Source organism: Bacillus sp. JS (assembly GCF_000259365.1).
Classification (GTDB): domain Bacteria; phylum Bacillota; class Bacilli; order Bacillales; family Bacillaceae; genus Bacillus; species Bacillus stercoris.
This window is the reverse complement of the sequence record NC_017743.1, coordinates 1,232,405-1,256,062: the sequence shown is the minus strand read 5'-3', so window position 1 is coordinate 1,256,062 and position 23,658 is coordinate 1,232,405. Positions and strand designations below refer to the sequence as shown.

General features: G+C 45.2%; 29 protein-coding genes. 6 read left to right on the top strand and 23 right to left on the bottom strand.

Annotated features, from left to right (window positions below; translation table 11 throughout):
- Positions 1-115: 115 nt before the first annotated feature.
- Positions 116-343 (top strand): hypothetical protein, encoded by a 228-nt coding sequence (locus tag MY9_RS06295; protein WP_081483608.1) that lies wholly within the window; start codon positions 116-118, stop codon positions 341-343.
- 29 nt (positions 344-372) lie between these two features.
- On the opposite strand, the gene comZ is transcribed toward MY9_RS06295, so the two are convergent.
- The 4 genes from comZ to MY9_RS06275 all read right to left on the bottom strand — a co-directional run bounded on the left by comZ (position 373) and on the right by MY9_RS06275 (position 2,995).
- Positions 373-564 (bottom strand): ComG operon transcriptional repressor ComZ, encoded by a 192-nt coding sequence (comZ, locus tag MY9_RS06290; RefSeq protein ID WP_003224559.1) that lies wholly within the window; start codon positions 562-564, stop codon positions 373-375.
- A gap of 14 nt (positions 565-578) precedes the next feature.
- A complete protein-coding gene (med, locus tag MY9_RS06285) occupies positions 579-1,532 on the bottom strand; it encodes a transcriptional regulator Med (RefSeq protein WP_014663517.1) in 954 nt (317 codons plus the stop codon).
- 89 nt (positions 1,533-1,621) lie between these two features.
- Positions 1,622-2,179, bottom strand: a complete 558-nt coding sequence (locus MY9_RS06280) for a hypothetical protein (RefSeq protein WP_014663516.1) — start codon at positions 2,177-2,179, stop codon at positions 1,622-1,624.
- An 81-nt stretch (positions 2,180-2,260) separates the two neighbouring features.
- Positions 2,261-2,995: a hypothetical protein gene (locus tag MY9_RS06275; RefSeq protein WP_014663515.1), complete on the bottom strand. Its 735-nt coding sequence runs from the start codon at positions 2,993-2,995 to the stop codon at positions 2,261-2,263.
- A 249-nt stretch (positions 2,996-3,244) separates the two neighbouring features.
- On the opposite strand from MY9_RS06275, the gene MY9_RS06270 reads away from it, so the two are divergent.
- Entirely contained in the window at positions 3,245-3,430 is a 186-nt protein-coding gene (locus MY9_RS06270) for a YjzD family protein (protein ID WP_003245236.1), read from the top strand.
- Between the two features lie 45 nt (positions 3,431-3,475).
- On the opposite strand, the gene MY9_RS06265 is transcribed toward MY9_RS06270, so the two are convergent.
- From MY9_RS06265 to MY9_RS06205, 13 genes are all read right to left on the bottom strand, one after another.
- Entirely contained in the window at positions 3,476-3,655 is a 180-nt protein-coding gene (locus tag MY9_RS06265; RefSeq protein ID WP_003245356.1) for a YjzC family protein, read from the bottom strand.
- Between the two features lie 85 nt (positions 3,656-3,740).
- On the bottom strand, positions 3,741-4,700 hold the full coding sequence (gene argF, locus MY9_RS06260; RefSeq protein ID WP_014663514.1) for an ornithine carbamoyltransferase: 960 nt from the start codon (positions 4,698-4,700) through the stop codon (positions 3,741-3,743).
- Entirely contained in the window at positions 4,688-7,780 is a 3,093-nt protein-coding gene (locus tag MY9_RS06255; protein ID WP_014663513.1) for a carbamoyl phosphate synthase large subunit, read from the bottom strand. The genes argF and MY9_RS06255 overlap by 13 nt, the downstream gene beginning before the upstream one ends.
- Positions 7,773-8,834, bottom strand: a complete 1,062-nt coding sequence (locus MY9_RS06250) for a carbamoyl phosphate synthase small subunit (protein ID WP_014663512.1) — start codon at positions 8,832-8,834, stop codon at positions 7,773-7,775. Before MY9_RS06250 ends, MY9_RS06255 begins: the two co-directional genes overlap by 8 nt.
- Before the next feature lie 73 nt (positions 8,835-8,907).
- Entirely contained in the window at positions 8,908-10,065 is a 1,158-nt protein-coding gene (locus tag MY9_RS06245; protein WP_014663511.1) for an acetylornithine transaminase, read from the bottom strand.
- A complete protein-coding gene (argB, locus tag MY9_RS06240) occupies positions 10,062-10,838 on the bottom strand; it encodes an acetylglutamate kinase (RefSeq protein ID WP_014663510.1) in 777 nt (258 codons plus the stop codon). The genes MY9_RS06245 and argB overlap by 4 nt, the downstream gene beginning before the upstream one ends.
- 14 nt (positions 10,839-10,852) lie before the next feature.
- Positions 10,853-12,073, bottom strand: coding sequence for a bifunctional ornithine acetyltransferase/N-acetylglutamate synthase (argJ, locus tag MY9_RS06235; RefSeq protein ID WP_014663509.1), 1,221 nt, complete (start codon positions 12,071-12,073; stop codon positions 10,853-10,855).
- A gap of 19 nt (positions 12,074-12,092) precedes the next feature.
- Positions 12,093-13,130 carry an N-acetyl-gamma-glutamyl-phosphate reductase gene (gene argC / locus MY9_RS06230; protein WP_014663508.1) on the bottom strand — a complete coding sequence of 346 codons (1,038 nt, stop codon included), beginning with the start codon at positions 13,128-13,130 and terminating at the stop codon, positions 12,093-12,095.
- A gap of 204 nt (positions 13,131-13,334) precedes the next feature.
- Complete coding sequence (locus MY9_RS06225) at positions 13,335-13,829, bottom strand: MFS transporter (RefSeq protein WP_080487962.1); 495 nt, start codon at positions 13,827-13,829, stop codon at positions 13,335-13,337.
- A gap of 44 nt (positions 13,830-13,873) precedes the next feature.
- Positions 13,874-15,304, bottom strand: a complete 1,431-nt coding sequence (locus MY9_RS06220) for an FAD-binding oxidoreductase (RefSeq protein ID WP_014663506.1) — start codon at positions 15,302-15,304, stop codon at positions 13,874-13,876.
- Between the two features lie 62 nt (positions 15,305-15,366).
- The gene (locus MY9_RS06215; protein ID WP_003232996.1) at positions 15,367-15,537 is read right to left on the bottom strand and encodes a YqaE/Pmp3 family membrane protein; all 171 of its coding nucleotides are present in this window, start codon (positions 15,535-15,537) and stop codon (positions 15,367-15,369) included.
- A gap of 64 nt (positions 15,538-15,601) precedes the next feature.
- Complete coding sequence (locus MY9_RS06210; RefSeq protein ID WP_014663505.1) at positions 15,602-15,910, bottom strand: metal-sulfur cluster assembly factor; 309 nt, start codon at positions 15,908-15,910, stop codon at positions 15,602-15,604.
- 63 nt (positions 15,911-15,973) lie between these two features.
- Positions 15,974-16,741: a prolyl oligopeptidase family serine peptidase gene (locus MY9_RS06205; RefSeq protein WP_014663504.1), complete on the bottom strand. Its 768-nt coding sequence runs from the start codon at positions 16,739-16,741 to the stop codon at positions 15,974-15,976.
- A 119-nt stretch (positions 16,742-16,860) separates the two neighbouring features.
- On the opposite strand from MY9_RS06205, the gene yitU reads away from it, so the two are divergent.
- The 3 genes from yitU to MY9_RS06190 all read left to right on the top strand — a co-directional run bounded on the left by yitU (position 16,861) and on the right by MY9_RS06190 (position 18,127).
- A complete protein-coding gene (gene yitU / locus MY9_RS06200) occupies positions 16,861-17,673 on the top strand; it encodes a 5-amino-6-(5-phospho-D-ribitylamino)uracil phosphatase YitU (protein WP_014663503.1) in 813 nt (270 codons plus the stop codon).
- A 103-nt stretch (positions 17,674-17,776) separates the two neighbouring features.
- The gene (locus MY9_RS21770; RefSeq protein WP_003239346.1) at positions 17,777-17,929 is read left to right on the top strand and encodes a hypothetical protein; all 153 of its coding nucleotides are present in this window, start codon (positions 17,777-17,779) and stop codon (positions 17,927-17,929) included.
- Positions 17,930-18,127, top strand: coding sequence for a DUF3813 domain-containing protein (locus MY9_RS06190; RefSeq protein WP_003233010.1), 198 nt, complete (start codon positions 17,930-17,932; stop codon positions 18,125-18,127).
- Positions 18,128-18,157: 30 nt separating this feature from the next.
- Here MY9_RS06190 and MY9_RS06185 read toward each other — a convergent pair whose 3' ends face one another.
- Both MY9_RS06185 and MY9_RS06180 read right to left on the bottom strand, forming a co-directional pair.
- Entirely contained in the window at positions 18,158-18,613 is a 456-nt protein-coding gene (locus MY9_RS06185) for a BsuPI-related putative proteinase inhibitor (protein ID WP_014663502.1), read from the bottom strand.
- A gap of 18 nt (positions 18,614-18,631) precedes the next feature.
- Positions 18,632-19,474: a YitT family protein gene (locus MY9_RS06180; protein ID WP_003245017.1), complete on the bottom strand. Its 843-nt coding sequence runs from the start codon at positions 19,472-19,474 to the stop codon at positions 18,632-18,634.
- Positions 19,475-19,612: 138 nt separating this feature from the next.
- Here MY9_RS06180 and MY9_RS06175 point away from each other — a divergent pair, with 138 nt between their 5' ends.
- Positions 19,613-20,464, top strand: a complete 852-nt coding sequence (locus MY9_RS06175; protein WP_014663501.1) for a DegV family protein — start codon at positions 19,613-19,615, stop codon at positions 20,462-20,464.
- Positions 20,465-20,510: 46 nt separating this feature from the next.
- Here the strand turns inward: MY9_RS06175 and nprB are convergent, their stop codons facing one another.
- The 4 genes from nprB to MY9_RS06155 all read right to left on the bottom strand — a co-directional run bounded on the left by nprB (position 20,511) and on the right by MY9_RS06155 (position 23,506).
- Positions 20,511-22,127 carry a neutral protease NprB gene (gene nprB, locus MY9_RS06170; protein ID WP_041521294.1) on the bottom strand — a complete coding sequence of 539 codons (1,617 nt, stop codon included), beginning with the start codon at positions 22,125-22,127 and terminating at the stop codon, positions 20,511-20,513.
- A 135-nt stretch (positions 22,128-22,262) separates the two neighbouring features.
- Positions 22,263-22,556, bottom strand: coding sequence for a DUF3784 domain-containing protein (locus MY9_RS06165; RefSeq protein ID WP_003233021.1), 294 nt, complete (start codon positions 22,554-22,556; stop codon positions 22,263-22,265).
- A gap of 18 nt (positions 22,557-22,574) precedes the next feature.
- Complete coding sequence (locus tag MY9_RS06160; protein WP_014663499.1) at positions 22,575-23,162, bottom strand: HAAS signaling domain-containing protein; 588 nt, start codon at positions 23,160-23,162, stop codon at positions 22,575-22,577.
- Positions 23,159-23,506, bottom strand: coding sequence for a PadR family transcriptional regulator (locus MY9_RS06155; RefSeq protein WP_003245674.1), 348 nt, complete (start codon positions 23,504-23,506; stop codon positions 23,159-23,161). Before MY9_RS06155 ends, MY9_RS06160 begins: the two co-directional genes overlap by 4 nt.
- Positions 23,507-23,658 lie beyond the last annotated feature (152 nt).

Here is a 23,658-nt window from a genome sequence, read left to right as displayed (position 1 = left end):
ATCAATTATTAGTATCAGGTACTAATTCTATCCTATTTTTTTTCGCATGGCAATATATTCGTCTAAACTATCAGTTCAACTTACTCATAGAGTATTGTATATAGAAAGGAGGCGTATGCAGTTGGATGTATTTTCAAAAATGATGTTCGGCGATTCCGCAAAACCAACAGAAGAGAAGGAGGAACAGCAAGAGGAGGTTTCTCAGACCAACGACGAAGAGACGATTCATTACATGCAAATTATGGACCAAATCGGTTCAATTATGAACTCTCTTGATCAAATCAAGCCCGCTCTAAAGGAGATTGCGCCCATGATCACCGCGATTAAAAAGAAAATCATGTGAAAAGCCACTTTCGCAAAAGTGGCTTCTTTTTATTCGGTTTCAGATTTAGCATCAGACTTGCCAAGCTCGTAAGCTTCCGCCATTACCGTTGTAAATAGATTCATAAACGGCTGTATGGCCTCCATTGACAGCTCAATGCCTGATTTTTCAAGCTGTTCTTTCGCTTCAGGGAGGTATTTCATGGCAATTTGCAAGAATTCAAGTGATTTTTCGTGCTGCATGTGACGTCACTCCATTACTCGTTTTTTGGCAGATCGCCTGTTTTGTTGTACGTTTTGATCAGCTTGGCGATTCTTTGCTGAAAGTCTTCATCGACGAGCGGGCTGAATGTTCCCATCTCGACTACTCCCGTATTCAGGTCGTAGTAATGATCGCCGCCTTCAAGGGTGCCTTTGTTGAATTGCTCAGCAATGATTTCATAGGCCTTGTCCACATTTTGCACCGTGCTGGTTAATACGGTATTCTCGCCCAGGTCCGATTGATCTGTAACGTAGCCGATGGCATAAAGCCCGTCTTTTTTGATTTGCTGAATAACAGGAACATTATACCCGTCTCCAGCAGGATACACAACATCCGCGCCTTCGTTCTTCATTTTCTGATAAAGCTTTACTGCTGTCGTATCATCATCCCAATGATCCGTATATTTCGTGTTTACTTCTATATCTGGATTTTCATACTTGGCTCCTTTGATAAAACCGTCAACCTCAGGCTGCCACGTAAAGGAAGCAATGACACCGACCTGATTCGTTTTCGACATATGGGCAGCAGTCATTCCTCCAAAAAAGCCCATTGCTTCCCCGCTAAAATGGACACTCGTCACATTGTCAGCTTTCGCTTTCGCATTGGAAATGACGAATTCCATATCTGGATAATCTTCGCCGACCAAGTTAAACACCTCTGCATATTCACTCCCATGGCCGTAGAGCAGATTGACGCCCCTCTTATGAAAATCCTCAATCGCATTTATGATATCTTCTTCTGTTTTAACGCCTTCTTTATAGTAGACGTCCACATTGTATTTGGATTGTATATTCAGTAATCCTTTATACCCTTTTGTGCCCCATACGAGGTCATTAATCGTATCAGGAAAGAGCATGCCGACCTTCTCAATTTTTCCTTTGAACGGAGTTTGTCCACATCCACTCAATAAAAGGAGGACAGAAAAGATCATGACAAGCCTTGTGATCAAGTCATGTTCAACTCCTTTTGACAAGCTATAACATGTATTGTTTTATACGTTTATTGTATCTAGAAAACTCGAAACATGGAAGGTTTTTCTTAATATTTGTCGAAAATTGATGAAAATTGTCTTTTCCACTCGATAATTTTTGTTTTTGCTTCTTCTTTTGAGGTTTTTTCTGATACTTGTAATTCAAAAAACTGATCTTTGCTATGACGGCCTTGTTCTAACAGGAATTTCAGCAACTCGTCAGCCACATCGTCTGTGTAATAGCCTTCCTCCTCTGTTTCTTCTTTCCATGGCCCATACATTTTCGGAAGGAATACGGCTTTTTCCGAGCCTGTTTTTTCACGCTTCTCCCATTCTTTCCGGTCTTGTTCATATACTAAAATATAAGAAGAATCATATTGCTCCAAAGGCAAAGAAACTCCAAACTGGATACAAATTGTATCATACTTTTGATCTCCAATGCGTTCAAGCTGGCGAAAGAGTTCATTTCTCCCAAGCCACATGAGTCTTTCTTCTAAGTACATTTGTCTCATTTTATCTTCTGTTTCCGCCAGAATAACGTCAACATGTATGCCTTCATCCATCATTCGTTCACATAATGAAAGGCCGAAAAATTCGTCCGCACCTACAATCAGCGTTGATTCCATTGCATCTGCCGCCCTTCCGGTTTTTCATTTCCCAAAACAAAACAGCCTCCGCAAAAGAGAAGGCTGTTGTCATTATATTCTCTATAATTCTTTTTCATGACTATGAAAGAATTTGCAGATTGATGCATAAATTCTGCTCGGATGCTCAAATAAATGAAATGTCATGTCGACCGGTGAGCCTTGCTTTTGCTGTTTTTCCTTGAAAGCTTCCGCATGTACGCTGTAGGGATATGGAGCTCCGGTCATACGCTGCCATATATGAACCGGAACGCCGCTCGGATAGCTTTGAATGGTTTTGTAACGAAGCGCTTCCGCTTCTTTTTCAGAAATTCCGTAGCTTTTCGATACTTCTTTCATAAATTGCTTATAGAAAAATTTATTTTCTTTTTCTGATTCATAATGTGCCTGAAGATCGAGACAAGGATTCAACATTGCGGCTGAGCGGATATGATCCGGGGAAAAACGAAGCAGTTCATCGGCCACGAGAGCACCCATGCCTTCTGCTAAAATATGAATCTTCGGATTGAGGATTTCCTGCTTCATCACGGAATGGATCAGCTGTTTAGCATAGGTGACTGCTTTTTCCGCCCCCCAATGCCTTCCGAACAGATTGCTGTTAAAAAGAGTATATCCTTCATTCCTCAACATATTCAGAAGCTGATTTCTGCCGTAATGCTGCAGCCAAAAGCTTGAATCTTCCCCGACAAAGTGGGTTCTGTCCCCCAAGATAAAGATGCCGAAGCCGTTCGGGCGATAGGGCAGATGAATGACATTATGCTCCGTTCCCAGTTGAAAGTATCTTTCCGTTATTCCCATCGCTTGCCCGCCTCCTTTCACACTTCATCTCACGCTATCTTATGTAAATAGAAAAGAAACGAATAAGGTAAAGTCCTAGCTTTTACATTTTTGGCTATTACACTGATTGACGTTTTTTATATTTTACCATTAAAGTGTGACGAATCAGACTCTTTTGTCACCTCACTTTCTGCTAAAATTGGATTCCCCCTTCGCTTTTTGTATGGTATGATAGCTTTTAGAATAGAATGAGAAGGACGAGGTGGAAACGTGCGATATATTATTGCCTTTATTTGGACGTTCCTTTTATCACATATGGCATGCTACTTGGTTGCAAGCATGAACAGCGTTACGTATAATTTCAAAACATCATCTGTCATTGCTGTTGTACTGTATGTCTTAATCATGGTTTTAGCAGAAATCATGCCTATGAACAAAAATGCAAGCCAGCATTAAGAAGCCAAAAACCCAAAACATTGATTGTTTTGGGTTTTTTAGTGGTCACGGCTTTCTTTTGTATGTCCACAGCCGGTTGTGATTTGATGTTTCGGGGAACATTTCCCCTGCTGACAGATGGACCTTTTGAGGGTTTTTCACCATGCTCCCTGTCTCGCCGATCTCTACGTAGACACCGTTATTCGGCGCTTTCTGTCCGGGCCGGAATTGATGCTGCTGTCCCACAGTTTTTCCTCCTTTTCCTTTTTGCTGTAGTATGCGCCTAAGCGGCTGTGAATATGTTGCCATCAAAAAAACTGCTGAGGTTGACTCAGCAGTTTTTTGATGATTCCCCATTGTATAAAATGGCCTTCAACAGTGCTTTTTGCACATGAAGACGATTTTCCGCCTGCTGGAACACTGCAGAATTCGGCCCGTCAATAATCTCCGCAGTCACTTCTTCCTCGCGATGCGCAGGGAGACAATGTAAAAATGTATAGTCAGGCTTGGCATGGCTGACCAGCGCCGCATTCACCTGATAAGGCGCAAAGACAGCAAGACGTTCTTGCTCTTCCGCTTCCTGTCCCATGCTAGTAAACACATCAGAATAAATCACGTCCGCGTCTTTTACCGCTTCAATCGGATCATCTGTCAGCGTGATGGAAGAGCCGGATTGAAGCGCATATGTTTTTGCCGCTTCAGCTGCTTCATCTAACACTTCATATCCCTTTGGCGAAGCGATTGAGATATCACAGCCCATTTTCGCGCAGCCGATCATCAAGGAGTGCGCCACGTTATTTCCGTCACCGATGTATGCGACTTTTACGCCTTTAAGCTTTCCTTTTATCTCCTTAATCGTCAAGAGATCCGCGAGCGCCTGGCATGGGTGATATTTATCCGTCAGTCCATTGATTACCGGAATGTCAGCTTCTTTGGCAAGCTCCTCCACCTTTTCATGTTCAAAGGTCCGGATCATGATGGCATCCACATAGCCTGACAGCACTTTTGCCGTATCAGCGACAGTCTCACCGCGGCCCAGCTGCAGATCTTTCTGGCTTAGGAAGAGGGCGTTCCCGCCCAGCTGCGCCATGCCCGCTTCAAATGAAACACGGGTCCGCGTTGATGATTTTTCAAAAATCATCGCCAAGGTTTTCCCATGGAAAATAGGCTGGATTTTGTTTTGCTTCAGCTCACCGGCTTCTGCAAGCAAGGCGTTTATATCCTGTTCACTAAGATCTTTTAACGTTAATAAATCTTTTCCGTATAAACTGGTTTGCGTCATTGTGTGCATGATGCCACTTCCTTTTTATAGAGATCTTTGAGAGATACAGGCTGCGGATGGCCTGAACCGCTTTGTAAAAACGCCCGCACGGTTTCTTCTTCTGTAAAGACGGTGATGCCGTGCGTCATGGCTTCCAGACGTTCTTTGCGCGCTTCTTCAGAACCGCTCAGATTGATGTGGAGCGATTTTCCTGTCTGTTCCATCCAAGAGGCAAATGTCCCTTCATGAACGGTGAAACCGGCGTTTTCCGCTAATTCCTTCACATCTTCCGGACCGTTTTGCAAGTATATGCTTCCTTTTTGATTCCAGACACGTGTATAGATTTTTTTCAAGGCGCTGTCGGCATCATATGCGACACACATGCCTTCTCCCGTTGATTTCATTTCCGGTCCAAGCTTCACATCCACATCCTGTATCGCATGAGAAGAAAAAACAGGGAACTTCACGGCAACTCCATGATGATTTTGAACGGCCGGGTTTAGATCTTTTAAGGACGCACCCGCCAGCAAACGTGTGGCAAGCGGAATCATCGGCACGCCCATTACTTTGCTGACGACCGGAACCGTGCGGCTCGCTCTCGGATTCACTTCAAGCACGAGTATGTTTCCATTGTCGATCACAAATTGGATGTTCATGATGCCTTTAAATGAAAGTTTTCGGGCAATTTTTTGTGCGGCCTCTTTCATGCCCTGCTGCAGCCCGCTTGTGATTGATGGTCCCGGAAGGATGGCAAAGCTGTCTCCCGAATGGACACCCGCCCGTTCAATATGCTCGGTATATGTCGGGATAAAGACATCCTCGCCGTCGGAAATCAAATCAATTTCGACTTCTTTTCCAGACACATACTGATCAATTAAAATCGGATATGGCATGCTGTCCTCATCATTCAGCAGCTGAGAAAGCTGGTCTTGCGAGTCAACAATGATCATGCCCATTCCGCCGATAACGTAAGATGGACGAATTAACACCGGATAGCCAATCTCACTGGCTTTTGAAGCGGCTTCTTCTTTTGTATAGGCAATTTCTCCTTTTGCGTGCTTCAATCCTAGTTCATCAAGAAGCTGATAAAACTGATCACGATCCTCTAACACATCGAGCGTTTCAAACGAAGTGCCGAGAAGGGTAATGCCGGCTTTTTCAAGTGCTTCAGCAGCATTGATTGAAGTTTGGCCGCCGAATTGCACGATTGCAAAATCAATCTTTTCCTGCTCCGCCACGTTTACAATATGCTCCGTTGTCATGGGTTCAAAATACAGGCGATCCGCAATTTCATAATCTGTGCTGACCGTTTCCGGGTTATTGTTAATCATGATGGTTTCGAACCCAAGCTCTTGCAGTGTCAGCACGCCGTGAACCGCACTGTAATCAAATTCAACGCCTTGGCCGATCCGAATCGGGCCTGATCCGATAATCAGCGCTCGTTTTTTCTCTTTGCGGCTGATATCTCCATCGGTCTCTCCGAAATATGTGGAGTAAAAATAGTTTGTTTTCGCATCAAACTCAGCCGCGCATGTATCGACAATTTTGAAGGAAGGTGTAATGCCCATCTCCTTGCGAAGCGCGCGCACCTCTTCCTCTGTTTTGCCAATCAATGAGGCAATCGTTGCGTCTGAGAATCCCTTTTCCTTCGCTTTTTTCAATAAGTCAAAAGAGAGATCGCCGCCCTCTTCCATCAGGCGGTTTTCCAATTTGATGATGTTGTTAAAGGTATGCAGGAAAAACGGATCAATTTTTGTTTTCGCATGAATGTCATCAATCGAGACGCTGCGGCTCAACAGCTCCATGACAACGAAAAATCTGCGGTCATCCGGAATAACTGCCAACTCCCATAGCGCATCAATTGACAAGCCGCTGAGCTCTGGAAGGTGTGTGCCGATATTTTTTAATTCAAGGGACGCGGCTGCCTTCTGTATCGCCGCTTCTAAATTCCGTTCAATCGCCATCACTTCACCGGTGGCTTTCATTTTTGTGCCAAGCTTGCGGTCTGCGTTTTTGAATTTATCAAACGGCCAGCGCGGAAATTTGACGATCACATAGTCCAGTGCCGGTTCAAAGCTTGCGTAAGTTGAACCTGTGAGCGGATTTTTCAGCTCGTCAAGTGTGTATCCGACTGCCAGTTTAGCAGCCATCTTTGCAATCGGATAACCGGTCGCTTTAGATGCGAGAGCCGATGACCGGCTGACACGCGGATTCACTTCGATCACATAATATTGCTTGCTGAAAGGATCAAGCGCGAATTGAATATTGCAGCCGCCTACGACATCAAGTGCTGAAATGATGGTCAGACTAGCCGTCCGCAGCATTTGATAGTCTTCATCTGTCAATGTTTGTGAAGGCGCCACAACAATAGAGTCACCTGTATGCACGCCGACCGGATCGATATTTTCCATGTTGCAGACGGTAATGCATGTGTTATTGCCGTCACGCATGACTTCATATTCAATTTCTTTAAAGCCCGCAATGCTTTTCTCGACAAGGCATTGATTGATCGGACTTGCTAATAGCGCCTGTTTAATCATAGCTGTAAAGGCTTCTTTATCAGGGGCGATTCCTCCGCCCTTTCCGCCTAATGTGTAAGCAGGTCTGATAATAACGGGAAAACCGATGGATTCCGCAAACCGGATGGCGTCGGTTTCATTATCAACAATTTCACTCTCTGGCACGGGCTGGTTCAATTCATTCATTAACGAACGGAATTTTTCCCGGTCTTCTCCTTTTTGTATCGTTTCAACGGATGTGCCGAGAAGCTTGACGCCGTGCTCCTTTAAAACACCCGTTTCTTCAAGCTCCACTGCTAAATTCAACGCGGTCTGACCGCCTAAATTGGCAAGAAGCCCATCAGGCTGTTCTTTCTTAATGATGGCTGTCAGGCTTTCTGCTGTCAGAGGCTCAAAATAAATCTCATCAGCGAAGGCTTCATCGGTCATAATTGTCGCCGGATTGCTGTTGACGAGAATTACCCGGTAGCCCTCCTCCTTCAGCGCGATGCACCCTTGAGTGCCTGAATAATCAAATTCTGCCGCCTGCCCGATGATGATCGGGCCTGATCCGATTACTAATATGCTTGAAATACTGGTGTCTTTAGGCATGCGCGATTTCTCTCCTTGCTGGTATCACATTCTTTAGATAATCATCAAAAATCCATTCGCTTTCCGCCGGTCCGGGATGGGCTTCCGGATGGAATTGAACACTCATGACTGGCAGTTTTTTATGGGCAAGCCCTTCAACTGACGTATCATTGACATGATGAAATCTGATCGTGAGCTCTTTTTCATTAATCGACTGTTCGTCAACCACATAGCTGTGGTTTTGGCTTGTCATAAAGACCCGTTTCGTTTCACGGTCGATGACCGGATGATTTGCTCCCCTGTGTCCGAATGGCAGCTTGAATGTATTCCCTCCGAATGCGAGCGCGATCAGCTGATGTCCGAGACAAATGCCAAGAGTCGGAAAGCGGCTGATGATGCTTTTGATTTTCCCTAGATATGGATGAATGGCTTTCGGATCTCCAGGGCCGTTCGATAGCACAATACCGTCCGGCTTTATATTGTATACAGCTTCCATTTGCTGATACGGCACCACGGTGACCTTGCAGCCCCGTTTGACAAGTGATGATGCGATTGACTTTTTATAGCCAAAATCAATGAGAACGATATGTTTATTCCCGTCGCCAAATGTGCTGATTTCCTGTGCGGAAGCCTGCTCTGCCACATTCTCTGGTTGGAGGGCAATCTCAGCTCCTTCTTTAGAGGCTGTGACTGTCGCACCCATCGTTCCATTTACCCGGATTTTTTTCACGACAGCCCTTGTATCAACATGGGTCAACAGCGGAATATTCCATTTCTGTAGATACTCCTTGAGGCTGTATACCGCTTCATGATGAGAAAAATGATCACACGCCTCATAGACAACCACGGCTTTTACTTGCGGTTTCTTGCTTTCAAAATCCTTTTCATTAATGCCGTAGTTGCCAATCAGCGGATAGGTAAATACGATAATCTGCCCTTTATATGATGGATCTGTCAGCACTTCCTGGTAGCCTGTCATACCTGTGAAAAAAACAGCTTCTCCCGTGCAGTTTTCACGACCGTCCAGCTCGCCGCTAAACGATGTCCCATCTTCTAACACTAAATAACCTTCCATCTAACAGCCCACCTCTTGATGAATAATTAATTATAAAAATGAATTTTTATACCTTTATATCGAAAAAAAAAAATCACTGGTTTACAGCGGTATGCTGAGCGATTGCCTGTTTCAGCTTGCTGACAGCTTCTGCTATTTCATCCTTAGTCACGGTGAGCGGCGGCAGCAGACGAATCACTTTCGGGCCGGCCGGCAATACAAGCAAGCCTAATGTCTGCAATTCTGCAATAATGCCAGCAACCGGGCCATCACACTCAATTCCAAGCATTAATCCTTTACCGCGGACTTGTTTAACAAAAGGGCTTTTTAGCTCAGCCTCAAGCTGTTCTTTTAAAAACGCTCCTTTGTCAGCAGCCTCTTGCAAAAAGTCAGGCTCGAATACAATTTGCAATGTGGCATTCACAGCAGCCATCGCCAGCATATTCCCTCCGAAAGTCGTTCCGTGAGAACCAGGGGTAAACGCTTCTCCAAGCTGTTTTTTTCCGATGACAGCGCCGACTGGAAAGCCGTTTCCCAATCCTTTTGCGGCTGTGATGATATCCGGTGAGAGTCCGAAGTGCTCATATGCGAAGCCCTTTCCCGTCCGTCCGATGCCGGTTTGAATCTCATCAACAATCAGAAGGGCCTCTTTTTCCTTGCAAAATGACTGAACGGCTGTTAAAAATTCAGCGCTCGCCGGATTGACTCCGCCTTCTCCCTGCACTGTTTCAAGCATCACCGCGGCAATATCGTCTTCCTCCCTAAGAGCTTCAAAAACAGAAGGATCGTTGTATGGCAGGTAGTGAAAGCCTTCAAGCATCGGGCCGAAGCCTGTTTTGATTTTATCCTGTCCGGTCGCCGCCATCCCTGCATACGTGCGGCCGTGGAAAGACTGAAGAAAAGTGATGATTTTTGTTTTTCCAGTTGCTTTTCGGGCGAGCTTTATCGCACCTTCATTCGCCTCCGCACCGCTGTTGCAGAAAAAGACGAGATCACCCGCACTGTGTTCCGCCAGCTTCTGTGCCGCTTGCTCTTGAAGACTGTTCTGAAATAGGTTGGATACGTGCCATACGTTATCGAGCTGTTTTTTGACTGCCTCTGTCACCGCCTCATGGCAGTGGCCTAGATTTGATACCGCAATCCCCTGAATGAAATCGAGGTACGTTTTGCCGTTCTGATCCTCAACATGCGTTCCCTTTGCTTTTTTAATGTCAATATCCCAGCGGCCGTAGGTTTGAAACAAGCTGCTCATGAAACAGCCTCCTTTGCTTTGACGATTTTTGTCCCTTGAAAGGTTTGTTCTGCGAAGAATGATCCTTTTCCGTTTACGATCATGACTTCAGATACCTGATCTGATAAAGCTGACAAGGCTGAATTGACCTTCGGGATCATCCCTCCTGTGATCACTTCCTGCTCGATTAGCGTCTGAATCTCTTCAGAGGTCAGGACGTCCAGACGCTGCTTTTCCTTCATGATTCCATCAACATCTGTGACGAACATTAGCTTATCGGCTTCAAGTGCTCCGGCAACTGCTGAGGCAGCCAGATCGGCATTTACATTCAGCGTTTTGCAGTCGCTTGTCATAGACAGCGGCGCAATAACGGGGATGATGTCCTTTTCCATCAGCGCGTTCACCATGGACGCATCGACTTTTTTGATTTCTCCGACTTCTCCGTATGCTTTCGAATCGAGATAATCAGCCTCCAAAAGACCGCCGTCCTTACCAGAAATGCCTGCGGCTCGCAGTCCGTGTTTGGCAAGCTCTGCAACGAAAAATTTATTGACAGAACCGGATAAAACCATTTCCGCCACTTCCAGCACAGGCTTCGTTGTTTTCCGCTGTCCGCCCGAAAACTCTGTTTTGATATTTAACCGCTTCAGCATATTTGTGATTTCCGGGCCGCCGCCATGTACGATCGCCAGTTTCCAGCCTGACGCCGTCAGTTCTTTCAGATTTTGAAAAAATTCCTCCGACAGCTCGCGGATGACACTTCCCCCGCATTTAAAGACAATTGTTTTCTTCATAATGCTCCCCTTTATTACGTGCGATAGCTCGCGTTAATTTTGATATAGTCATAGGTCAGGTCACAGCCCCACGCTCTTCCGTTCCCGTCTCCTTCATCCATCTTGATGACAATGGTGATTTCATCTCCTTCAAGGTATTCCTTGGCGAGAGATTCAGAGAATGGCTGAGGCTCGTTATTCTTAAACAGGCATTGGCCCCCAAGATAAACCTCTACTTCTTCTGCCGTCACTTGAGCTGCGGAGTGTCCGATGGCTCCGATGATACGCCCCCAGTTGGCATCTGTTCCGTATACTGCCGTTTTCACGAGATTTGAGCCGACAATCTTTTTGGCAATGACGTTTGCATCAAGATTGTTTTTCGCTCCCTGTACTTGGGCTTCAATTAGTTTTGTCGCGCCTTCTCCGTCTCTGGCAATCTCTTTAGCCAGATCCTCACAAGTGAGCAAGAGCGCTTTTTTAAAGACTGGCCAGTCTGGATGGTCTTCTGTCAGGCACTCGTTTTCGGCGCAGCCATTCGCCATAACCAATACCATGTCGTTCGTAGATGTTTCTCCGTCAACTGTAATTTGGTTAAATGAAACATCAGTGATTTCCCGAAGCGCCTTTTGCAGCGCTTTTTCTTCGATTGCCGCGTCAGTTGTCACAAATCCCAGCATCGTGGCCATGTTCGGATGTATCATCCCTGAGCCTTTAGCCGCTCCGCCGATCGTGACTGTTTTGCCGCCGATTGCCAGCTCATAGCACGTCTGCTTAATCACCGTATCGGTTGTTAAAATCGCTTCTTCAAAATCTCCTGATCCCGCAGGTGTTTCTTTCAGCAGCCCGATCCCCGCCTGAATTTTTTCCATGTCTAAATGTTCGCCGATGACGCCCGTTGAAGAAACAGCGACAAGCTCCGGCTCAATGCCAAGCTGTGAAGCAAAGGTCTCCCGCATTGTGTATGCGTCCTTTAGTCCCTGTTCTCCCGTGCAGGCGTTGGCAATGGCGCTGTTGACGATGACGGCTTTCAAGGCTGGCCCGTGCTTTAAGCTGTCTTGTGTTACTTTGATCGGCGCAGCCTGGAAGTGGCTTTGGGTATAAACCGCTGCACTTACGGCCGGTGTCTCGCTGATAATGACGCCGAGGTCTTTTTTCGAGTAGCGCAGCCCGCAATGCACACCCTTTGCCTGAAATCCTTTTGGCGAGGACACATCACCTGTTACTTTTACAATTTGATCTTCACTTAACTGAATCATGGTTCGATTCTCTCCCGTTCTATGGATAAATTGGCGTGATGGCGAGACCGGTCTCTTCATTCCAGCCATTCATCAAATTAAAGTTTTGCACTGCCTGACCGGCGGCGCCCTTCATTAAATTATCGATGACCGAGACGATCGTGACTCTGTTCGTTCTCTCGTCGTGGGTCACGGCGATATCACAGAAATTGCTGCCGTACACTTCCTTCGTTTGCGGATAATAGCCTTTTGGCCTTACTCTCACAAAATATGAATCTTGGTAAAATTCCGAATATAGGTTATGCAGGTCATCTGCGGATAAATCACAGGTTAATTGCGTATACATCGTCGCCATGATGCCCCTTGTCATCGGAACCAAGTGAGCCGAAAATGTAATATTCCCGAGACCTGGCTGCCATTCATTCAGCGCCTGCTCAATTTCCGGCGTGTGCTGATGTTCATTGACTTTATAAATTTTAAAATTGTCGTTCAGCTCAGAAAAATGAGTGCCCATGGATGCTTTTCTTCCCGCTCCGGAAACCCCGGTCTTCGCGTCAACGATAACGAAAGATTCATCGAGCAGTTTCTTTTGAGCCAAAGGCGCGAGGCCAAGCAAAACAGCTGTGGGGAAACAGCCTGGATTGGCAATGAGTTTCGCCTGTTGAATTTGCTTTTGATTCAGTTCTGCGAGACCGTATACCGCCTCTTGAATCACCGCCTTCGGTGCCGCTGTCCGTTTATACCATTTTTCATATTCAGCGGGCTCTTGTATCCTCAGATCACCTGACAGGTCAATAACCGGAATTCCCGCATCTGCCAGCTTCGGAGTCAATTCACTTGATACTCCGGGGGGCGCAGCAAGAAACATGATATCTATTTCGCGTTTGATCGTATTCATATCAATCGGCTTCAGCCTCTGATCCGCTAAGCCGATAAGATGAGGATAAACCTCGCTATAGACATTTCCTTCTCCGCTGGATGAATAAAGTATGCATTCCTCTGCATGAGGATGATGCGAAAGAATCCTGACAAGTTCAGTGCCTCCATACCCTGTAGCACCTACAATTCCTATTTTCAAAACAAGTTCACCCTCTTGGTCTTTGTGAAATTATTTAACATTATAACATGAATAAAAATTAATTCAATCGTATATTTAATATTTTTATTCATTTATAAATTTTCTGTTCAATGGAAATTCTGCTCAAAAAAATCAACACATCCACACCAAAAAAAGTTGATATGACGCCTCTTTTCAGCCGCATAAAAAAACAGGCTGACCGCGTCAGCCTGTTTTCATCATCATCAATCCACTCAAAAAATATAGAATAGAGCTTGCATAAAAAATCATTTGCACTGTGAAAAAGTCAGCGAGAAAGCCCCCGAGCATAATGGCTGCTGCTGAAAAGACAGCTGTCCAAAAATGGTAATTCCCAATCTTCTTTCCACGTTCTCCGCTGTCTGTAAAATCAGCGATCAGCACTTTTTCTCCATGCTTTTGCATCGCTCCAAAGAGCCCTAACAGCACTTGGACGATATACACGTGAACGACGCTTCCGATATGCGGGACATATAAAAGCAGAACAGCCATGCCCCAAGAGTTCGCAAGCAGAAAATAACGGCTGTCAAACCTTTCAGACAGCCGTCCGAGGAGCGGATAAATGAGCGCGCCGCTAAGCCCGAACAATCCGTAGGAAAAACCGAACTGCGTGTAGCTTGAGCCGATATTTTTCACAAACAGTATATAAAACGGAAAGATTAAGCTGCTTGCGAAAAACACGCTGCTTTGTGATAATGTCAGCCATTTTAATTTGTTTTTCCCCATTATTTATACCTCTGATAAAAGTAATTCATAAAGCGTTCATCCGGGTCATAGGTTCGTTTTTTCTGAAAAAACGCTTCGCTTTTCGGATATGCCTGTCTCATTTGCGCCTTTGTCTGGTAGGTCATATAAGGCAGATAATAGCTGCCGCCGTGCTTAATAGCAACGTCTGTCATGCGCCTGATGATTCGGGCAGTATCTGCCTGGTCTTCTTTTGAAAAGCCCTCATTTATTAATAACACGAGCGAAAACATATCATCCTTCGCATAGGAAAGGTCGGCCTTTTCATTTTTCTGCACGTAGCGGATCGTAATGTTCAGCAGGTTGAGATCTTCGCCCGACAGCGTTTGTCTCAGATCGTCTATATAAGCCGTATACTCCTTCACAGGCACAAAGTATTCTTGCAGAACATCTGTGTTGTCATTGTTTTCATACTCAAGAAATTTTGATTCGGACCGCATGACATTATTGCGTGAGATCTCTGTGCCGTTTTGGCTTAGGAAATAGGATTGCTGCGTGCCCCACAGCCAATTCCTGCCCCATTCATACCGCCTTGACAAACCGAGTGCAAACTTTGTGGCTCCCGTATATTCATCTTCTTTGAGATCGCTGTATGAAGTCAGCTGATCCTGTTGATCAGCCAATACGTAATTCGTGACATACATGTCTTTCAGAAATCCTTTTTTCGCTGTTGATATTCGCGCCAGATGCATTCGGACTTCTGGATTTCCTTTTACGTGCTTTGTAAAATAATCTGCGTATGCGTTGTAATTCATTTTTTCAGTCTGCATGACATACAGCTCATCATCCGTCAGTTCAAGCGTTACATCAAGAATCACACCAAAAAGACCGTACCCTCCGATGACTGCCGTGAACAACTCGTCTTTTGGAGTGACGGTGATAATTGTCCCATCAGCTTTTAAAAGCCGAAATGATTTGACTGTATCAATCAGCGAGCCGTAGCGGATATCACGTCCATGGGCATTAGCGCTGAGAGAGCCGCCAATTGTAAAGATGTTTTGTGACTGCATGACTTTTACCGCGAGTCCGTATGGATTCACGTATTTCTGGATGTCATTCCACGTTGCACCGCTTTGCACTCTGATGGTTTTCTTCTCTTTATCGAGTGACAGGATTTTGTTGTAGCCTGTCATGTCGAGAACGATGCCGTCCTCATAATATGTATGGCCGCCCATGGAGTGCTGAGCACCGGCGATTGAAATTTTTATGTTTTTTCGGTTTGCCTCTTTGACTGTGTCAAGGAGTGTTTCCTCTTCCTGCCCTTTCACTGTCTGCTTTATTTTCACAGGCATCAGGCGGCTGACATCCGTCATCTCGCTTGTGTCTGTTTTTTGCTCTGAGTGCACAGAGTACGCAAACAGGGCCGCATACGCGCCAATACAAAGCGCGAATGCAAGCAATTTCTTTTTCATAGTGCTCTCCCTGCTGTTTTTTTACAACCATTATACCATGTCTGCGCCCTCATTTTTCCATATTATCTTCTTGCCCGTTTTTCGGCACGGCGGTCGGCGACGATAAAGCAGGCGTGAATCGCGCCCGGCAGCCAAAAGATACAGGTCAATATGAGATTAAGCAAGGCCTGAAACGGTTTTCCCGAAAACAAAACAGCAAGCGGCGGGCACAAAACAGCAAGCAGGTACATCATTTCCTTTCACTCCTTTCAGCTGTAAAAAAGGACAGCCTCACATATCAGGCTGTCCTTTTTTGTTTTATTGAATGCCAAGCGCAATTTTTGCGTATCTGGACATTTTATCTCTTGTCCAAGGCGGATTCCATACAATGTGAACCTCTGTCTCTTTCACTTCAGGAAGGTCCGCTAATGCTTTTTTCACTTCATCCACGATAATCGGCGCTAAAGGGCAGCCCATCGATGTCAGCGTCATCGTCACGTGCGTTAAGCCGTCCTCATCCATATCAACGTCATATACCAAGCCAAGATTCACGATATCAACGCCAAGCTCAGGATCGACAACCTGTTCCAGGGCGCCCATGATGTTTTCTTTTAATGCTTCTTCCACGTTCCCTCACTCCTTTTTTCTACAGTATAACGTAAATTAAGCCCTTGTTAATAACGTAGTGCTTTATAAATACGTTTCAAACCATTCAATCGTTTTTAATACTGCTGTCCGCGGGACTTTATGGTCGGCGTTTTCATCTCCGATAAATTGCAGGCGTTCCGGCTGCTCGCTGTAATGGGATTTAATCGTTTCATAAAATGTCCGGGTCGGCGCGTAAGGCACGACTTTATCTTTTTCACCGTGCCAAAATAAAAGCGGCCGCTGGCGCAGTTTCTCCGGCTGAAGGCTGAGATCCCGCAATTCGAGACGTTTCATCAGCTCCTGCACCTTCTCTTCCGGCACGTCGATATCAATTCCCTGAGATTGAATATGATCAATCTGCCGCTGAAACAGCTCCACGTAATTCGGGCTTCCCATCAGGCTGACGCCGGCTTTTATCCAATCATATGCAGTCAAAGCGCCAAGCGTTGTGATGCCGCCCATTGACGTGCCTGCGAGACCGATGCGGCCGCCGTCTACAAGGCCCTCTTTTTCAAAATGGTTTTTAAGCACGCCGATCTCTTCAATCTCGTTGAGGACGATGTCCCAAAAATGGCCCGCCAGCTCTTCTACAGCCATTTCTTCTCCCCGTTCACCATGGTGCAGAGCCTCCGGCAGAACGGCTCTGAAGCCCTTCTCCGCAAGCAGGTAAGCAATATGAAGGTTGTGTTCCTTCGCGCTTGTAAAACCATGGATAAAGAATACGAGAGGAACAGCGCGGTGCCTGTTCTCTTCCTTTACAATATGTAAAAAAGGAATACCGGAAACGGTTTGATTCTCAATTTGTATCACAATGTGCCCTCCTTAGGATAACCATAATCATAAGTGTAACATGTAGACAATAAAGATGGTAAAAAGCTACACTGTAAGTAAGCGAAAACAAGCAAAATCTAAGGTTAAAGGAGCTTTTCATGGAGACAAAACCCTATTTAATCGCATTAGATTTAGATGGAACGTTATTAAAGGATGATAAAACCATATCAGAAAACACTCTTCGGACGATACAGCGCCTAAAAGATAGCGGGCATTATGTCTGCATCTCAACAGGGCGTCCGTACCGCTCAAGTTCCATGTACTACCAGCAGATGGAACTGACAACGCCGATTGTCAATTTTAATGGAGCATTTGTCCATCATCCGCTGGACGACAGCTGGGGACGGTATCATACGTCACTCCCGCTTGATGTTGTCAAACAGCTCGTGGATATCAGCGAGAGCTACAACGTACATAACGTGCTTGCTGAAGTCATTGATGACGTATACTTCCATTACCATGATGAGCACCTGATTGATGTCTTTAACATGAACACAACAAATGTAACGGTCGGAGACTTGCGGGAAAATCTCGGTGAAGATGTGACGTCCGTACTCATCCATGCAAAAGAAAAAGATGTGCCGGCAATACGCTCTTATTTATCGGATGTTCATGCCGAGGTGATCGACCATAGAAGATGGGCCGCTCCGTGGCATGTCATTGAAATTATCAAAAGCGGCATGAATAAAGCGGTCGGCCTGCAGAAAATCAGCGATTATTACGGCGTGCCGAGAGAGCGGATCATCGCTTTCGGAGATGAGGATAACGATTTGGAAATGCTTGAATTTGCCGGCTGCGGCGTCGCAATGGGAAATGGAATTGACGCGGTCAAGCAGATTGCCAACCGAACAACGGCTGCAAATGAAGAGGACGGCGTGGCAAGATTTTTGAAAGAATATTTCTCACTTTAAAGACGGTCCGTATTAATTTTTCCCACTCATAAACTTTACTTTACCCCACCATACTATTGAAGACGACTCATCTCGTCAAAGTATGGAAGGGGGCAGTCTCAAAATGGGTAAACGAAGCAAATCCAGAAGGTTTATTCAGCAGGGTAAAGACTCCATCGGGCTACACGCCGCAAGATTTCCATATCGGTCTACTTTAGAAGAAGCTCACCAGCATGCCGCGGCACGAGACTCGGCCGAAAGACAGGTTGAATATTAAATGAGAAACGAACTGTTTCAGCAGGCAAAATCATTTGTTCAACAGGCGGTCATGGTGACAAACGGCTTTGAGGAGGGCGATCAGGAGCAAGCGATTCTGAGAGCCAAAAATGCTGTATCTTCTGCGTATGCCAATTCGACAGATGCGGAACGTCGCCAGCTGCATCAATTCCAAAATCAGCTGGACAAACTGCAATAAAAAAAGGCTATGGCGATTCGCCATAGCCTCTTATTTGACTTCAAACTGCTGAACAGCCTGAACTTGCTTTAGATTTTCCGCCCTGCCCTTAAATGTCACCTTTACCTCATAGGTTCCGGGCTCAGGGACTTCCTTCCACACATCAGAGAAATCATATGTTTCTCCGGGTTCAAGTGTCAGGTTTTGAAAAGCCTGCGTAAACATTTTGTCTTTCGAATAACGGTATCTTTCTTTGTGCCCAGAATCATACACGACAAGTTCAAATTTTTGCCCTGTGCTGAATTGAAACTCGACAGCACGTTCGCTTTGGTTCTTCAGCGACATGTTAAACTTGATTTGTTCAGGCTCCTGAATTGCGTCAACAGATAAAACAACCTCTTGATTCTCCATTCCGCCTGATACCTCCTTATCGGGTTCTGTCTGCTCATCTTTCCCGCAGCCTATCAAAAGCAGCACGGGGAGGAGCATCACAAGCAGCCGTTTCACGACTTCCACCTGCTTTCGTCAGTCTTTTCTAAAGAAGCCAAAAATCCCTGTCGTTTGAACAATGTTCGTAAATGCTTTCGGATCAACTTCTTTGACGATCTTCTCTAAATCGTACAGTTCGTACCTCGTAATGACGATAATCATCATTTCCTTCTGTTCGTTCGTAAAAGCTCCTTTTGCCGGAACAGTTGTGATGCCGCGCACCATTTTTCCGTAAATGGCTTCCTTGATTTCGTCCGCTTTTTTCGTCACGATCATGGCCGTGAGTTTCATGTGGCGGGTGTGAATGGCGTCGATCACCCTCGTTGTCACATATAGTGTAACCAGGGTATATAATGCTTTCTCCCAACCTTGCAATAATCCTGCCGTCAAGATGATAATCCCGTTTAGAATGAAGAAATACGTGCCGACGGGTTTATCCTTCCACTTTGCAAGGACCATGGCGACGATATCAAGCCCGCCTGTCGAAGCCCCGTATTTTAATGTTAAGCCGATACCAACCGCTGAAATGACGCCGCCGAACACCGCGTTCAGCAAAATATCATGTGATAAGCTTGTTTCCGGCAGGATCCCCATAAACAGAGTAGTGAGTGCGACACTTAAAATGCTGTACACCGTAAACGATTTGCCGACCTTCAGCCATCCTAAAATACCGACCGGAATGTTTAAGAGGAACAAGAGCGTTCCCGTCGATATGTAAAAGGGGGCATATTGATCAACGACGCTTGATAAAAGCTGGGCGACACCTGTAAATCCGCTGGCATATACATCTGCCGGAATCAAAAATAAGTTCAGCCCGGCTGCATTGAGTAAAGCGCCAATGATGACGATGAGTAATTTTTTTGTTTGATCTAGTACCATGGCATGTTCCTCCGCTCTTTCTTCTTTATTATGTTTTCCCTTAAAACAAATATTTGAACACGATTTTGGCAAATTAATATGATATAGTTGGCTTAAACTCTCATGATAACGAGCGATAACGGAAAGAAGGGAAGCAATATGACAGTTCATCTCATCGCTGACAGCGCAGCTGATTTGCCGCGTTCTTATTTTGATGAAAAAAGCATTGGCTTTATTCCGCTCAGGGTTTCACTCGGCGATAAAGAATTCGAAGATGCAGTCACAATTCATGCGGATCAAATATTTGAAGCGATGCAAAATGGAGAAACGCCCAAGACGTCCCAAGCCTCACCGCAAACGATTAAAAATGTATTTTTGCAATATGCCGAAACAGGTGATCCTGCTCTTTACATTGCCTTTTCCTCAGGTCTCTCCGGCACGTATCAGACAGCTGTAATGATCGCCAATGAAGTGAAGGAGGAATTCCCTGATTTTGATTTGCGGGTCATTGATTCCAAATGCGCTTCATTAGGATACGGCCTGGCTGTCCGGCATGCTGCCGATCTCTGTATCAACGGGAATACAATACAAGAAATTGAAACGTCTGTAAAGAACTTTTGCAACCAGCTTGAACATATTTTTACCGTTGATGATTTAACATATCTCGCAAGGGGCGGCCGGATATCCAAAACATCCGCTTTTGTCGGCGGCCTGCTGAATATAAAACCACTCCTTCAAATGGAGGACGGCAAGCTTGTGCCGCTGGAAAAAATCCGCGGACAGAAGAAACTTTTCAAACGGATCATCGAGCTTATGAAAGAGCGTGGGGATGATTGGAGCAATCAAACCATCGGGATCAGCTACGCCGCGAACAAAGAAAAAGCCACGGACATGAAACACTTGATTGAGGAAGCCTTCAAGCCGAAAGAAATCATTATGCATTCTATCGGTTCTGCAATCGGCTCGCACGCCGGTCCAGGTACATTGGCAATATTCTTTTTAAGAAAATGAGCAAACAAAAACAGTCAGACTCTGTGCCCTGACTGTTTTTGTTTGCTTATAAAATGCCGACAGCCTCATACGCTTTTTCGACTGAAGCTGATTGCTTCGATCCTTCACCGTATAAATCATTGGCGGCTTCAATCGCCGCTTGCTTCATCATGCTAAAATCTGTAGATGCCGTTACATAATATGTTAAAGCCCGATAGTAAATTTGTTCACATGCTTCACGCCCTATCCCTTCAACCTGCACATTGTGGTGCACGCCTCCTTCTGCCAGAAGGTAAGCTGCTTTATTGTGGATGGACGAATTGATATGGACTCCGCCATAATCCTCTGTTCCTGTGTAGCGGTTCGAGTAATGATCTGGATTTCCCTGCTTAGATGGGTCCTCTAACGACCGCAATGAATCTCCTGCAATATCCGGAGTATAGACATCCTCGCCGATTTCCCAATCATCACGGTCAGCCATTGCGCCCATAATATCGGAAATGGACTCATTTAATGCACCGGGTTCTCCTTGATATAATAGGCCGGCGGAATACTGTGTGACTGCGTGTGTAATTTCATGCGCGACAATGTCGAGCGATCCGGACAGCGGCTTAAATTTTGAACCGTCTCCATCACCGTACACCATCTGGACGCCGTTCCACGCTGCATTGTTCCATTGTTTGCCGACATGCACAGTAGACGTAATCCTTGCTCCGTTTTGATCAAAAGAATCACGGCCAAATGTCTTGCTGTAATAATCGTAAACGGCTTGCGCATTTGCATGCGCGTCTACAGCCGCAGGTTCATTAAATACGGAAGTGCCACTGACTATTTCTTTGCCCGTATATCCGATCAGTTGAGACAAAAGCGTAAACAAGGTTTCGTTCAGGTTCTCCGCGTCAAACGTATTGATCCCTTTTCCCCTTGTTTCGTCGGCCAAATAAAAGCGCCCATCCTGTACTGTGACGTCAAAGCTTTTTTCATCGCCTGACACGCCGATTCCTGTACCTGCCGCTTCATGAATGGCATTAAAGGATTCGATGACCTTTCCGTTTTTGGCATCAATGACATAATGCCAATAGCCAGGCTCAGGTTCAGATGTCGAGAGTCTCACAAGGTAGGCAAGATCGAATTTCCCGTCGTGTGGATAGATATATAATTCGCCCTTTGGTTCCCCATCAAGATATTTGATTTTCCCAATGGCAGCCTCGAGCTCACGCTGCGCCGTACGTATTGCTTTTTTCTCAGAAATAGACGGTGTGACAGAGACGTCCTTGATTTGCGGGTGCACCTTTCCAAAGAAACTTGTCACTTGTTTGTTATCCTTCATCGCGACCACTTGTTCAAAGCCGTAAATCGGAATTCCTTTGTAAACCTCCGTTAATTTAAAAAACGTTTGTTTTGTTTTTGAATCCTTTATGGTTTTCGAAATACGAAAATGGCTGTTCGCATTCCCTTTGAGCTTAAAATGCGATTGATGCTTATCAAGATAGGAAAATAACGATTCTTTCTGAGTTGTGTTTTGTACCGGCTTCTGTGATGGCTTTTCGATGATGTATGAAGGGGTTTGATACGTATGGTCGTATTTGATGCTTTGATCAGCTGAGGCATGTGTTACAAAAACCATTTGGGCCGCCGTGCAGAAGCCGGCCAGTAATAGAGATGTCTTAGTCAGATTGCGCAAAACACCACATCCTTCCTATTTTGGAATCTATTATTTTTCTTCATCCTATCAAAAATACAAAAACTTGTATGTGGTGCTTCGTTCTTATTTTCCCAAAAAAGAAGGGCAGAGATATTTCGCTCTGCCCTTCTTTTTCTACTCTACTAATTTTTTATTGACATAAATAATAACCCCTGCGCCATATGCCAGTATAAGCGGTGGTATGAGCTGCTCCTGGCCTTGAAATGAGATAAAACTATTCAGCAAAATAAACAAACCGGAATTCAGGAAAAAGTAGCCTGCTATTCTGGCCAGCCGATCTTTATCCCGTATGCGCGCCTCGTTAAATCCGGCCAGCATCCAGGTTTGTTTTTTGATCCCGACAAAATAGGCAACCACAAAGAATAAGAGCGCGATGACGATTAATAGATAATTGATGCTGATTTCCATCTTATAGCCTCCTACACATTACTTGATGTTAAGAAAAAGAAAAAAAGCGGCGCAGCTTACTGCAATCAGCAGCAGGACGACAAACGCCTTGAGGAACGGGCTCAAAAGAAGCAGCACTGCTAAAAACAGCAGATAAGCCGCACCGACTCGCGAAATCGTGACAATCTCCTTTTGAGAGCGCATTTTGTTTTTTCTGACGCCGGCAAACATCATCAATTTTTTCCGCTTCCATACATATCCGGCGAGCACCGCTAAATAAACAGCCAGCGGCAGATGTCTGAAATCGGGCGGCAGCAGCGGCAGGGCGATAATCGCGACAATGAGAAGAACCGAAAGCCAGCTTTTGTCCAATAAAGACCTCCTCCTTTTCAGCTCTTCCCCATCACCCATCATCACTTCGGCAAGCTCCTTCGGATGAGAAAATTCAGATTCAATAGCTTCCTGCAGTTCCTCTTCACTAAGGCCGGCTTTGATTCTGTCTTGAACGAAAGCGGTGATATGCCCCTTTAATTCTTCGATAGCGTTTTCTCTCTCTACATCAGGCATATTCGCCAACTCTGCATTTAGTTCCTCCATGTACCGGTCAATGATATGCTGGGCATTCATAGCAAATCCCCCGATAAAGACAGTAAGGCTTGATGGGTTTCCAGGTATTTTTCCAGCCGTTCTTTTAACATTTCTTCTCCTTTTTGTGTCATTTTGTAATACTTTCTTTTCGGGCCGTCCAGTGAATCTTCCCAAAAAAATTCGATCCATCCCTTCTCGGTCATTCGTTTCAGAATCGGATAAATCGCTCCCTCAGAAATAGCGAGCGCCGAGGTGGTTTTTAAGGATGACGTCAGCTCATAACCGTACATCGGTTTAGATCGCAGAAGGGAAAGGATGGCCAGCTCAAAAATCCCTTTTCGAAATTGAACTATCCAGCGGTCATTCACTTGATTCGTTTTCATGGTTTCAATATATCGAAAAAAACACTATATATCAATCATATATAGCAGTGTAAAATGTCCTGTTTTTTCTTTTGACAAAAATGGAATTTCTCATACTTTTTAACCTTTTTATTACATAAATGTTTTTATATTATGAAAAGTGTAAAAACGAT

What these genes read in the sequence shown, in the direction of transcription:
- MY9_RS06295 (WP_081483608.1), top strand. Translation starts at nt 116, where the DNA reads ATGCAGTTGGATGTATTTTCAAAAATGATGTTCGGCGATTCCGCAAAA.
- comZ (WP_003224559.1), bottom strand. Translation starts at nt 564, where the DNA reads ATGCAGCACGAAAAATCACTTGAATTCTTGCAAATTGCCATGAAATAC.
- MY9_RS06280 (WP_014663516.1), bottom strand. Translation starts at nt 2,179, where the DNA reads ATGGAATCAACGCTGATTGTAGGTGCGGACGAATTTTTCGGCCTTTCA.
- MY9_RS06275 (WP_014663515.1), bottom strand. Translation starts at nt 2,995, where the DNA reads ATGGGAATAACGGAAAGATACTTTCAACTGGGAACGGAGCATAATGTC.
- argF (WP_014663514.1), bottom strand. Translation starts at nt 4,700, where the DNA reads ATGCACACAATGACGCAAACCAGTTTATACGGAAAAGATTTATTAACG.
- MY9_RS06255 (WP_014663513.1), bottom strand. Translation starts at nt 7,780, where the DNA reads ATGCCTAAAGACACCAGTATTTCAAGCATATTAGTAATCGGATCAGGC.
- MY9_RS06250 (WP_014663512.1), bottom strand. Translation starts at nt 8,834, where the DNA reads ATGGAAGGTTATTTAGTGTTAGAAGATGGGACATCGTTTAGCGGCGAG.
- MY9_RS06245 (WP_014663511.1), bottom strand. Translation starts at nt 10,065, where the DNA reads ATGAGCAGCTTGTTTCAAACCTACGGCCGCTGGGATATTGACATTAAA.
- argB (WP_014663510.1), bottom strand. Translation starts at nt 10,838, where the DNA reads ATGAAGAAAACAATTGTCTTTAAATGCGGGGGAAGTGTCATCCGCGAG.
- argJ (WP_014663509.1), bottom strand. Translation starts at nt 12,073, where the DNA reads ATGATTCAGTTAAGTGAAGATCAAATTGTAAAAGTAACAGGTGATGTG.
- MY9_RS06220 (WP_014663506.1), bottom strand. Translation starts at nt 15,304, where the DNA reads ATGAAAAAGAAATTGCTTGCATTCGCGCTTTGTATTGGCGCGTATGCG.
- MY9_RS06215 (WP_003232996.1), bottom strand. Translation starts at nt 15,537, where the DNA reads ATGATGTACCTGCTTGCTGTTTTGTGCCCGCCGCTTGCTGTTTTGTTT.
- yitU (WP_014663503.1), top strand. Translation starts at nt 16,861, where the DNA reads ATGGAGACAAAACCCTATTTAATCGCATTAGATTTAGATGGAACGTTA.
- MY9_RS21770 (WP_003239346.1), top strand. Translation starts at nt 17,777, where the DNA reads ATGGGTAAACGAAGCAAATCCAGAAGGTTTATTCAGCAGGGTAAAGAC.
- MY9_RS06190 (WP_003233010.1), top strand. Translation starts at nt 17,930, where the DNA reads ATGAGAAACGAACTGTTTCAGCAGGCAAAATCATTTGTTCAACAGGCG.
- MY9_RS06180 (WP_003245017.1), bottom strand. Translation starts at nt 19,474, where the DNA reads ATGGTACTAGATCAAACAAAAAAATTACTCATCGTCATCATTGGCGCT.
- MY9_RS06175 (WP_014663501.1), top strand. Translation starts at nt 19,613, where the DNA reads ATGACAGTTCATCTCATCGCTGACAGCGCAGCTGATTTGCCGCGTTCT.
- MY9_RS06165 (WP_003233021.1), bottom strand. Translation starts at nt 22,556, where the DNA reads ATGGAAATCAGCATCAATTATCTATTAATCGTCATCGCGCTCTTATTC.
- MY9_RS06160 (WP_014663499.1), bottom strand. Translation starts at nt 23,162, where the DNA reads ATGAATGCCCAGCATATCATTGACCGGTACATGGAGGAACTAAATGCA.
- MY9_RS06155 (WP_003245674.1), bottom strand. Translation starts at nt 23,506, where the DNA reads ATGAAAACGAATCAAGTGAATGACCGCTGGATAGTTCAATTTCGAAAA.